At 57.1% G+C, this 11,307-nt stretch carries 9 protein-coding genes; 7 read left to right on the top strand and 2 right to left on the bottom strand.

The annotated features are described in order from the left end of the window. Window positions 1–168: 168 nt before the first annotated feature. Together ACESLM_RS12040 and ACESLM_RS12035 are read right to left on the bottom strand one after the other, a co-directional pair. Window positions 169–2,469 carry an alpha/beta hydrolase gene (locus ACESLM_RS12040; protein ID WP_372631819.1) on the bottom strand — a complete coding sequence of 767 codons (2,301 nt, stop codon included), beginning with the start codon at window positions 2,467–2,469 and terminating at the stop codon, window positions 169–171. A gap of 55 nt (window positions 2,470–2,524) precedes the next feature. Then, window positions 2,525–3,691: a DUF3900 domain-containing protein gene (locus ACESLM_RS12035; RefSeq protein ID WP_372631818.1), complete on the bottom strand. Its 1,167-nt coding sequence runs from the start codon at window positions 3,689–3,691 to the stop codon at window positions 2,525–2,527. A gap of 489 nt (window positions 3,692–4,180) precedes the next feature. Here ACESLM_RS12035 and ACESLM_RS12030 point away from each other — a divergent pair, with 489 nt between their 5' ends. The 7 genes from ACESLM_RS12030 to ACESLM_RS12000 all read left to right on the top strand — a co-directional run bounded on the left by ACESLM_RS12030 (window position 4,181) and on the right by ACESLM_RS12000 (window position 11,262). Beyond that, complete coding sequence (locus tag ACESLM_RS12030; RefSeq protein ID WP_372631817.1) at window positions 4,181–6,151, top strand: dihydroorotate dehydrogenase; 1,971 nt, start codon at window positions 4,181–4,183, stop codon at window positions 6,149–6,151. 136 nt (window positions 6,152–6,287) lie between these two features. Then, window positions 6,288–6,932 carry a hypothetical protein gene (locus ACESLM_RS12025; protein WP_372631816.1) on the top strand — a complete coding sequence of 215 codons (645 nt, stop codon included), beginning with the start codon at window positions 6,288–6,290 and terminating at the stop codon, window positions 6,930–6,932. A gap of 127 nt (window positions 6,933–7,059) precedes the next feature. Then, window positions 7,060–7,203, top strand: coding sequence for a DUF4023 family protein (locus ACESLM_RS12020; RefSeq protein ID WP_372631815.1), 144 nt, complete (start codon window positions 7,060–7,062; stop codon window positions 7,201–7,203). Window positions 7,204–7,345: 142 nt separating this feature from the next. Then, window positions 7,346–7,510 carry a hypothetical protein gene (locus ACESLM_RS12015; protein WP_198960666.1) on the top strand — a complete coding sequence of 55 codons (165 nt, stop codon included), beginning with the start codon at window positions 7,346–7,348 and terminating at the stop codon, window positions 7,508–7,510. 25 nt (window positions 7,511–7,535) lie between these two features. Further along, window positions 7,536–7,691, top strand: a complete 156-nt coding sequence (locus ACESLM_RS12010; protein WP_198960665.1) for a hypothetical protein — start codon at window positions 7,536–7,538, stop codon at window positions 7,689–7,691. A gap of 227 nt (window positions 7,692–7,918) precedes the next feature. Then, complete coding sequence (locus ACESLM_RS12005; protein WP_372631814.1) at window positions 7,919–9,769, top strand: cache domain-containing sensor histidine kinase; 1,851 nt, start codon at window positions 7,919–7,921, stop codon at window positions 9,767–9,769. Then, window positions 9,766–11,262, top strand: a complete 1,497-nt coding sequence (locus ACESLM_RS12000) for a response regulator transcription factor (RefSeq protein WP_372631813.1) — start codon at window positions 9,766–9,768, stop codon at window positions 11,260–11,262. Before ACESLM_RS12005 ends, ACESLM_RS12000 begins: the two co-directional genes overlap by 4 nt. Window positions 11,263–11,307 lie beyond the last annotated feature (45 nt).

Here is an 11,307-nt window from a genome sequence, read left to right as displayed (position 1 = left end):
GGCCGAAGGCCAAGAATGTGCCTTAGCGGCGCCGTGGACGCGGGCCGAAGGCCAAGAATGTGCCTTAGCGGTGCCGTGGACGCGGGCCGAAGGCCAAGAAAGTGCCTTGGCGGTGCTGTAAGCCGCGGGCCGAAGGCCAATCCTGCATAGCTCGTTGCCTCACAATGCTCACCCCGCCATCAAGCCGACACTGTCCAGCATCACCTTGCCGGGTCCTTCGTTGAAATGGAACGTAATCCGCTCCCACTCGGACAGATCGAAGTCGGGGTTCTCTTCCACGAATTCTTTAAGCGGCAGCTCGTACGTCTGGTAGACCGGCTCTTCCGCATCCTTGAACTTCCCCTTGGCTAGCACCGGCTCGAGCGCGGGCAGCCAGGTGAACTCAGTCTCCACCGGCGGCTCCGCCACCATGAACAGATCCAGCGGAAGTCTTGCCGAATTCCCGGAACTGTCCTCCAGCTCGATCTCGATCGACAAGCTTGATTCCAACGCTTCCTCAAGCGCTTCGAGCTCCTCCAAGTCCTCTTCTTGGAGGAGCTCCTTTTCCAATACCCGGCTCATATTCGCCAGAGAGAACAGAAGCAGGTCCTCCTCTTCAGGACTTTCCCGTAAGGCCGGGCCGAGAACGAGCGTATATGAGCCTTCTTCCTGCCATCCAAGCTCGACGCCTTTGTCCGCTTTGCCTTCTCCTTGGCGGTCTAGCGCGTTCGCATGCTGCCAATCGGTCAGACCAGACGCCTCGGCGGCTACATCGCTTGAAGGCCTGATCGGATCCTCTCCGGAAAAATCGATCAGCTTCCGGAAATCCCCGTTCTCATACTGATTAAAGTAACGCGTACCCGGGAGGTAGGCGGAACCTGCCCGATAGTCGCGGAACAATGCGTCGTATTCCAGCGACCGATGAAACACCGTTTCCGCGAAGGCGGACACGTATATCTGAGCTATCCGACGCTGTTCCTCTGCCGGGAGCAGATGCTTCGGCCGTATGAACAACCCCGCAGGCATCGCGTTGTCCGAGCGCCCCCACGTTGTGTTGAATTGACTGTGGTTTGCGTCCTCGATATAGAGTGACGCCTTGAATGCGGAATCGTCTCCGGAAAAATCCACGCGACCATACTGCCTATCCCCGTAGAAGCTCACCAGATCGGCGTCCTTGGCGCCTTGCAGCGTTAAATAGGAAACGTCCTGCAAGCGAGGCCGTTCTCCGTCGACCTCCGTATCCGTAGGCGCAAGCGCGATAATGGCTTGGATCTCGTAGGAAGCCGCGTCCGGCACGGACGGATCGTCCGCGAACCAGCGCTGCGCATCCGCCGCCATCGCCGCCGCCTGACCTCCGCGTGAATGTCCGAGCAGCGCAATCTGGCCGAGATCGATTCGCCCGTAGAACGGCGTGTCTGATTCCTCGGAATACGACTGAAGAAGCCGGACATGCTGCAGCAGCAGCCACGCGCGCAGCTTCATATCCTGTTCGGGAATGCCCGACCAGACGGAATAGTTGACGAAATTCTCGTCCACGGACACGGCCGCAATTCCTCTGCTCGCCAACAGCTCGCCCAGATAACCGTACCCCTCGTCGGAAAAGTCCTCCATCAAATGATTGCCGTGCACCATCAGCATGATCGGGTATGGCCCGTCTCCTTCGGGAAGCCACACTCTGCCGTTCAGCGGCAGCGCCGTCTCGTCGAAGCCCCAGAACTGCTGCCGCAGCCAAGGCCAATGTTCGATATAGGCGGAGGCATCGACGGATGGGGACAGCAGTTCCGCATCCTTGCCGAATTCGGCGCGATGCTTATCTTTGCCGCTGGCATACGTGAACTGACGGTAGACGTAGCTGCCTGGCTGAGAAGGGTCGGACGGAAGCGAAGCCAGAGCTCTCACTTCAAGCACCCCCGAATCCCCCGCGTCCGCCGCTTCGTCCATATCGGTTGCGGAACCGCCGGAGAGGAAGGAGGGAACCGTCGGCAGGACGGTCAGCCCCGCGACGACGGCAAGCGTGCCAATCGCGATCCTTCTGCTTCGCGCGCCTTTCCTGACGATGAACCCGACGAGAAGTCCGATCCCGCAAGCGGCCAACGTAATCGTCGTTGCCATCGCCAAGGACGCCTTCCAACCCAGTTCGGAGAAATACAGCACGAAGTACGCAAGCACGCCCGTGTAGATCGCACCGCCCACCGTGAATCGGGGAAGCTTATCTGCTCCCGCAAGAGCGAGAAGGACGGCGACAATCCAGGCCGCCAGCGCCATGCCCGCCGCGTTCAGGGCGAGCGCCGCCCCGATATCGAACGGTCTGCCCAGCCCCGTAGGCATGCCGAGCGCCGAGACGGACACAGCCGCGCAATCGAGCGCCCACATCGAAGCTAACGCATATTTCCACACGCCCCAATCGCGCTCGATCAGATGGGCAAGCCTAAACTTCGTTCCTAATGCTATTCTTTTTTTCGCGTTCGTTTCGGTATATTCAAGATTCATAGAGAGCATCGCCTCGATAGAACGTTATCGCCGCCTTTAAAGCTTATCGTCCACTCTAATCCAAAGAAGGAGCCTCGCCGATCTCCCGTCTGCGCACTCCATTGCCGACCCGCTGCAGCACATCCTGCATTTCCTCCGGATGAAGAAGCTCGATCGGCGATACGCCCTTCTCGAACTGGAACGCATCCCCTTCGATCAGGACGATATACCGTCCGTTCATGCGGGCAATGTGGATATTGCTGCCGTAGTCGTCCATATGTCCTTTGATCAGGATGTCGTCCAGTTTGAATCTAAGCTCCAAATCCGGCTGCAGCTCCACGAGTTGCTTGGTCGCTTCCATGACGTGGTCGTGGCTCCATTTCTCCTGAAGCTCCCGTTTCTCGCCTGCCGCCCACACATCAAACTGCTGCTTCTCCTGCCTCATGGCCGCCACTTCTTCCGTCGCCGGAACGCTCGCAGCGGCCTCCTCTTCTTCCGGGCCTGCGTCGTAGTACGGAATGTCCGCCGCCTGCCACTTCGTCTCCATGTACTGGTGAACCATCTCCATCACCTGGTCCGCGACGATCTCCGGCTTCGACTTCTCATAGCTGACGTACTTCAGGAAATCCTCGAAATACCGCGCGTGGGAAGCCTGATGGATTTTGAGCTCCCACTCCTCGATCATGCCTTCTTCAGGCATATGCGGGTATTGGATCGCTTTGATGTTTTTGGCGTTGATCGCCATCTCGACCTGCGTGATCAGGCTGCGCTCGTCGGATACGCGGGCGATTTTCGACTCGAAGTCGCACTTGAACAGGAACAGGAACGGATCGTCGTACAGCTCGTTCAGCTTCGCCGTCGCCAGGACGAACGCGCCTCCCCGCACCGAGTTGGTATCCATGTATAAACGGAGAACGTCATCGCTGAAGTTGTGGAACTCCGTTTTGTCGACAGCGGTTCTTAACCGTTGAAAAAGGTTGTAGTTCGGGTTGCTCGTCAGGTCGTGCCCCGGCTCCACGATGAACCTTCCGATCTTCGTCGGCACGTTCTCGGACACCGCGTTGATCTCGGCCTTCCGTTTGGCAATGCGCTTGAATTCCCCGTCGAGGAACGCCTTCAGTTCGCTGTCCTGGTATTCCTCGTGCGTCAGCGTCTGGTAATGTTTATATTTCTTAGGACCGTCCGAGTCGGAACCCTCGTTATGAATAACGAAAAACGATAAAAATTGCACGGCAAATTTCATGTCGGACGTCTGTCTCCTATCGCTCGAATGGATTCGTGTAGCCTACTCGAATCTTATCAGGTTCGTTCTGGGACGACAACCTCGCCGAACGGTAGACCTGCCACCCGTTCCTTCATATGCGCGGTCTCGTACGGCCCGCCAAGACACTTTTTTGGCCTCCGCGCTCCCGTCCCGCCACCATCGAGGTACTTTTTTGGCCTCCATGCCCCCGTCCCGCCACCGCCAAGGCACTTTTTTGGCCTCCGCGCTCCCGTTCCGCCACCATCGAGGTACTTTTTTGGCCTCCGCGCTCCCGTTCCGCCACCATCGAGGTACTTTTTTGGCCTCCGCGCTCCCGTCCCGCCACCATCGAGGTACTTTTTTGGCCTTAGCTCTACCGCTTGGGGGACGACCAATTTTAACCTTAACCTGATAGCATCGGGTGCGCCCCACCCTCATCCTTTCGGATATGGTATACTTTTGCTGACCATGTTACTGGGAGTGGATAGCGTGCCGGATTGGTCTTACCAAACGTTGTTTAAGCCCGTTCTGTCCCGGCTGCCGTCCAGAGCGGCCCGAGCTTTTACGTTGGGCGCGATGGGGCGCATCAGCCGAATTCCGGGCGGAACATTCCTGATCAAGACGCTGGGCCATATGGAACCTTCCCCCTTGCTGCAAGACCAAATCGCGACGCTGCCCGTCCAAACGCCGTTAGGCCTGTCCGGAAGCGTCGATCCGTCCGGGACCGCCCATCGGGCGTTGTCGCAATTCGGCTTCGGGTTCATCGAAGTCGGGCCGGTGACGGTACGTCCGATCGACAGCAGCGATCCGATCCTGAACGAACGAAAAACGGGAACGATCGTCTACCCGCACGAATACGAGAATCCCGGCCTGATCCGTTCTCTCCGGATACTGGAAGACGCCAAAGACGCCTTGCCGCGGTTCGTTCGGATAGCACCGGAACCGGGCTCGTCTGTCGAGCAAGCGACAGAGCAACTAAGAACTCTCGTCGACATCTTCTGCCTGACGAAAGCCGTCGGCTTTTACGTGGAAGCGTTGTCCTCGGAACGCGGCTTCGAGGAGAATCTCGCACAAGTGCAGCGGTTCCCGGCCTTCGTTCGCGGCTTGCCGATACCCTTGCCGCAACTGTTTTTCATCTACATCCCTCTGGATTTCCCAGATGAGCAGTTCTGGCGGATCTTGCCCTTATTGGACCGCGAGCTATGGAGCGGATGCGTCATCGGAGGCGCAATGCGATCATCCGGGAATCCCGTAAGCTTCGGGACGACAAGCCAACAAACCGCGCTGAACAAAATCAAGCTGATTCGCGAGCTATTCCCCACGGGAAGCTGGCTGATCCATTCGGCCGCAGGCATCCACGAGCCGCAAGACGCCATCGAGGCGCTTCGGGCCGGGGCCGACCAGCTTCTCTTGAACAGCGGGCTCGTCCACTCAGGCCCGGGGCTGCCGAAGAGAATCAACGAAGCGATTATTCATAAACGTGTAGCCGATCAACCGACGCCCGAGCCCCCTTCCTTCTGGAAGCATTGGGGATGGATGTGCCTGCTCGGACTGGGCATGATCATCGGGGGCATCGCCGCATGGCTCATCGCGGAATCGTCGGTGCTGCTGCCTTACGACGAAGACTACTTGGGGATGACGCGCGACGAAGTCAGCCGAATCAACGAGCATCTGCTTCACTTCATGTCCCACGACCGGATCACGCTCGCGGGAACGATGATTTCCATCGGCATTCTCTATTACCGATTGGGCAAATACGGGATGAGACAGGGCCAGCATTGGGCGCGAACGGCAGTGCTGACCTCCGGAGCCGTCGGCTTCCCGAGCTTCTTTCTGTACTTGGGATACGGCTTCTTCGATCCGCTGCACGCGGCGGCGGCGATTATTCTGTTCCCGATGTTCCTACTCGCGATGCGCCGCAATCCCGACCGGCCGTTGCACGAGCCGGTGAACCTGCGTAACGGCAAAGAGTGGCGGCTCGGGCTGTGGGGCCAACTCTGCTTTGTCACCCTGGGCGTCTCTCTAAGCGTCGGCGGACTCGTCATCGCGGGCGTCGGAGTTACGACCGTGTTCGTTCCCCAGGACTTGGCTTTCATGGGAGTGACCGCGGCTGAGCTCGAAGCGGCCAATCCGCGCTTGATCCCCTTGATCGCCCACGACCGGGCCGGCTTCGGCGGAGCTTTGTTCGCGGATGCCGTCATGCTGCTCATTCTCGCCCTGTGGGGAATTCAGCAAGGACAACGCTGGCTCTGGTGGACGCTGCTTGCCGGCGGATCGCCGGCGTTCGTCGCCGGTCTTAGCGTGCATTTCAGCATCGGATACCGGGACTTCATCCACCTGCTGCCCGCTTACTTCGCGGCGGCGCTTTACGTGGCGGGACTTATCTTGCTGTATCCTTATTTAATGAGTAGCGTTCGTCTTCCGAACGGGGCGGCCGGGCGCGACATGACCGTAACGTGACTAAAACGGTGACGGCAGTAACTTACCGCCATTACAACAAGCAGACTATAATACTCCTCGAAGGATCTGATCGAAGCCAGGATCGCCAGCGATCAAGGCTGTCCGGATCAAGATAACTAAAGGAGATACTGAGAACATGAAAAAAACCGTCCGTTTCATGACCGCCGCCGCGCTTGCATGCGCCCTGTCGGTCCCCGCGCTTGCCCATGCCGCAACCCCGGCATCAAGCGCCCTGAAAGCCTCCGTACAGACGGAGGGAGACTTCGCCGCCGTCCAGATCGAGAAGCAAGTGTACGTCTACGACAAGAGCGGTCAGCTGTACCAGACGAAAGGCAAAGACCGCATCGGAGAGCTTCAAGACTTGTTCGTCCTCCCGTACGGCCCGATGCAGGTTCCGATGATCCTGATCAAGAACGACAAGAACGGCTACATGGTGTTCAGCGATCTCTGGCCGGAATTCGCCGTAGGCAAAGAAACCGATACGGTGGACGCCTACTTCAGCGGACGGGTCCATGCCGCTCCGCGCGACAAAGTCGTGAGCAGAACCGGACATCACTACGCCGAGAGGATCGGCAACGAGGTCGTCGCTTACACCGCCAACGATTTTACGGATCTGAAAAAAGGTTTCCACGAATCGATTCGGGTCAAAGGAGAACTGAGAGGACTGATCCTGTTCGATTGCTGCCCTTACCTCGTCGTAGACGACGGACAGGAGACTCTGTCGGTTTACCATGCGGGAGAAAACGGAGCGGAACTGGCCGGATCCATCGAGTTCAAGTAATGCAAAAGACGCTTCTATCCGCTCTGAGTTGAGGGCCCGCGCCTCTCCCTTTATTTCGGTATCCTCGCCGCATTCGCTGGGCATCGTATAAACGAGATCCGCATACGAAGGAGGCTTCTCGTTTCGCATGGACAATACGCACGAATTCGTCGAGAAATTGCACGATACCCAAGACAAGGACCGCAGAAACCGCAAACGTCAATCCAAGGGCAACGGCGGAGAAAGCAGCGGCAAGCATCTGCCGGGCAAGCAGCATAGCACGAACAAGTGACGCCTTAGCCGGCATCGCGCGAATAAGCCCTCGCTCCATATCCGAGCGATGGGCTTATTTGGCTATATTCCGTTCCAAATGCCGCGACGGCTTGACCGGACTCCGCATACGATACCCTATCCGCAGAGCAAGGAGGCTGAACGTGAACCATACCCGAATCAAATCCTACCGTTACCGCATCGGCAAAAATCAATATATCGTCATTCAAATCTACCAACGGGCCGACGCGCATTCCGTTCAGGGCAACGCGCTGGCCAGCAACGCCTTGAATATTCAAATTTCGAAGCAGTCCAAACGCCGCAGATAGCACATAAAGAGAGGAGAGATTCGCCATGCCGCGTAAAACCGCCAAAAACGTGAAAAAGTGGAACAACGGCAAAACCCGCATCAACGTCGGACAGACCGCCAGCGCTTCCAACAATCAGGGCGGCAATTCCATTGCCATCAATGCCGTCGAGATCGGCGTCGTCCGCATTCGCCCTCAGTAAAACAGTCCTTAACCGGGCCGCTCCCCCGCAGAGCGGCCCTCTTCATGAGGTCCGAATCCCCCCTCCGCCCGAATCGGGCTTTCCATCATTTGTATTCGTCGCAAATCCATAGGCCCCTATACGCCATTTCAAGCTTGGATTATGATAGATCAAGCAAAAACCCCTTCGGTGTCCATTAGACGATGAATGCGTTTTGAATGCCTTTCGAAAGGACTGGGATCAAGGCCATGGCAAGTTGGGCAGATTGGCGTCTGAAAAATAAAATATCGGCGGCCCTATCGGTTGTTTTTTTAATCAGCCTTATCGTGATCGGAACGTTGGTCTATTTGAAAATGAGCAAGGACTACAAAAATCGGACCGAGGATCTGATGGACACGACCATCCGACAGATGATTAAGACCGTAGACGTTCATATGACGAATATCGAAAGACTGTCCATTTCGATGTTAAGCGATCCTATTATCCAGAGGGTATTGAATAAACCGTCTGTGCTGGGCTCGCAGGAGGACGTCAACGAATTAAATTACCGCATGCTGCTGTTGTCGTCCCCGTGGCCGTTCATCCAGGGCGTATACATTTACGCCGAAGACGGACGGGTCTTCAGTCTCTCGAACGGGGACAGCCCCCGTCCCGGATTTTCCGTCCGCGAAGAGCCCTGGTATGAAATCATGTCCGGGAACGGCGCTCCGGTCCTGCTCTATATGCCGACCGGCCGGGAGACGACCCCGATGCTGAAGCCGCGTCAGGTGTTTTCGCTCGTCAGACCGATTAACGACGTAGAGTCCGGCCAAAGACTGGCCTTCATGAAGCTCGATCTGCAGATCGAGCTGTTCCAGGCCGTGATCGGGAACGAATACCCCCTCGACAAAAAAATCGCCCCGCGATATGTGGTCCTTCAGGACCGCCATGTTATGTTCGATAATCGCGGGCAGCTCACAGGCCGCCAAATGGACGCGGACGCGCTTGAGGGGCTGGCCGATCCGTCCGGCATCCTCCAATGGGACGGGGAACGCTATCTCTACGCCGCCGCCTCGTCGTCCAACACCAAATGGCGGACGGTATCCATTCTTCCCTATACGGAAGCGATCAAGGAGTCTATTAAAATCAGAAGTATGCTGATGTGGCTGGGCGCCGTATTTCTGGTTATTGTCTCCGCATGCTCCTATTACCTGGTTTCCGGCATGACCAAGCCCTTGTCCAGAGTCATGGTCAGCATGAAGCGGGTAGAGATGGGAGATTTTAAGGTTCGTTTGCTCGAAAAAGGCAATCGGGATGAAATCAGCCAGCTTTCGCGCATTTTCAATATTATGCTGGAAAGCGTGGATCATCTGTTCCATCGGGTATACCAGTCCGAATTGCGCGAAAAGGACTCCCAGCTTCAAGCGCTTCAGGCGCAGATCAATCCCCATATGCTGTTCAACACGCTCAATATTATGAAAGCGCTTTGCCGCAAGCGCGGACTTCCGGACGTGGGCCTGATGATCGGCTCATTGGCGGATTTGTTCCGCTACAGCCTGAAGGACTGGAAGCGAACGGTTTCCTTGGGCGAGGAGTTGGACTACATCCAAAATTATATGCGCATTCAGGAGCTGCGTTTCTCGGACAAGCTGATCTTCCGCTGCCATGTGCCCGAACCGCTGCTGGCGTGCCGCATAGCCAGGCTGACTCTCCAACCCTTGGTTGAAAACGCGGTGATCTACGGAGTCGAACAAAGCCTGGAAGCGTGCGCGGTCGAAATCCGGGCCGAGCGGGGAATCGTTCGAAGCGAGAGCGAGGGATTTGACCTTCGGGCTATTCTGATCGAGGTGTCCGATACGGGACCGGGAATTTCGGAGGAACGGCTGGCGGACCTTCGAAGCCGGCTCGAGAAGAGTCCCGAGGACGAAAGTCCGAATAGCCGGAACGGCAAAGCCGAAGGATTGGGCATCGGTCTGGTCAACGTGCAGCGCAGAGTGCGGCTTCTGTTCGGGGAGCCGTTCGGAATCCAGGTCGACGGCGCTCCGGACCGCGGCTTTCGGGTGAGACTCGCCGTTCCGGACGATACCATAAGACAGGGTCTGGAGGAACAACCATCATGAACATAATCGTCGCGGAAGACGAAGCCATGGCGCTGGAAGAAATCAAGCTGCTTCTTGAGCCTTACCTGTCCGATTATCGGGTGCATCCCGTATCCGACGCCTTCAAGGCTCTGGAGCTTTGCCGCAAAGTCCGTCCGGATCTTCTGATTACCGATATCCGCATGCCTAGAATGGACGGCCTGGAGCTCATCGCGGCTCTGAAGCCCCAGTTTCCCGATATGGCGGCTATCCTGATCAGCGGTTACGACGACTTTGCCTACGCCCGCCAAGGAATGCAGTTGGGAGTTAAAGAGTATTTGCTAAAGCCGCTGAAGGAAGAAGCCCTGTATCAGGCGATTGATCGTACGCTACTCGAGCTTCGCGAAGATAGGGACAAAAATCGAAGGCTGAGCGATTGGATGCTGACGCGCGAACTGCTGGGACAAACCGTCGAGCAGGAGGAGCGCATGACCGAGGAATATGGCGTTATCGTCGTATCTGCCTTAAGAAATCGGGATACTGCGGATGGCCGGATGCCGGAGGGAAGAGGAGAACGGCCGGAGGGTCTTCCTTCCGGCGCCCGAATCGTCTTTCCCGATGCGCAAACGCAATGCGCGATCATTCCGTGCCCGTCCAGGGAATCGGTACTGCACGGAGCTGCCGATTGGGCAAGAGGCATACACGAGGCCGCCAAGCGGCAATGCCCCTTCGTGCATACGACCTACCAGGTGAAGGAGGCTGGCGAAGCTTTGTTTTCCGCCTACGGGCACGCGCTCGAACGCATCGGACGGCAGATGAGGCTGGAGGACAGTACGCTGACCGGCCCGCTGTATCAGGCTGTCCCCGCCGATCTCGCTTCGGTCTGGGATAAGGCCAGAGTGCTTGAAATCTACCTGACCAAAAGGGAACTGCGAAAAGCGCGGGACGAGCTGAACGCGATCCTGCAGGAGCTTCGGCTCCGCAGCGTCACGATGAAGGATTTGACCGTTTTCCTTACGGATATGCTGATTGCTCTGCAATTCAGCCTAACCCGCTCCCTCGGATCCAAGATCGCCGAGCACCACGAGATTTCGGCGGCCGTCGGGAGTTCCGTCTCCTATGCGGAGCTGGGAGATTGGCTGGAGCGCAAGCTTGCCGGTTACGTCAACCGGTTAGGGACCAGCCATCTGGATGCGCGCGAGCTTGTGCAGCTGCTGATGCATCGGGTCAAGCACGCGTTCGAGGCTCCCGACTCCTTGCAGCAGTTCGCCAAGGATCACCATGTCAGCGTCGGGTATTTATCCAGAGTGTTCAAAAACGAGCTTGGCGTCAACTTTTCCGATTACTTGCTGGAAATTCGAATGGAACGGGCCCGAGCGCTGCTGGAGACCGGCACTTTAAGCCTGTCGGATATAAGCCGACGCATCGGTTACGAGGACCCCAAGTATTTCAGTCAGCTTTTCAAGAAAACGTACGGAATAACTCCCAGCGAATACGGCAAACAGAAAAAAAATTCCCCCCGGAATGGAAAATAAGCAGGACTTCAAGCTCGGGCTTTATCCGCAATAATAGGATTGCGT

This window comes from Cohnella sp. (genome assembly GCF_041641335.1).
In the GTDB taxonomy this organism is placed as follows: domain Bacteria; phylum Bacillota; class Bacilli; order Paenibacillales; family Paenibacillaceae; genus Cohnella.
Note: the sequence above shows the minus strand (reverse complement) of the source record. Positions and strands in the feature narration are given on the sequence as shown.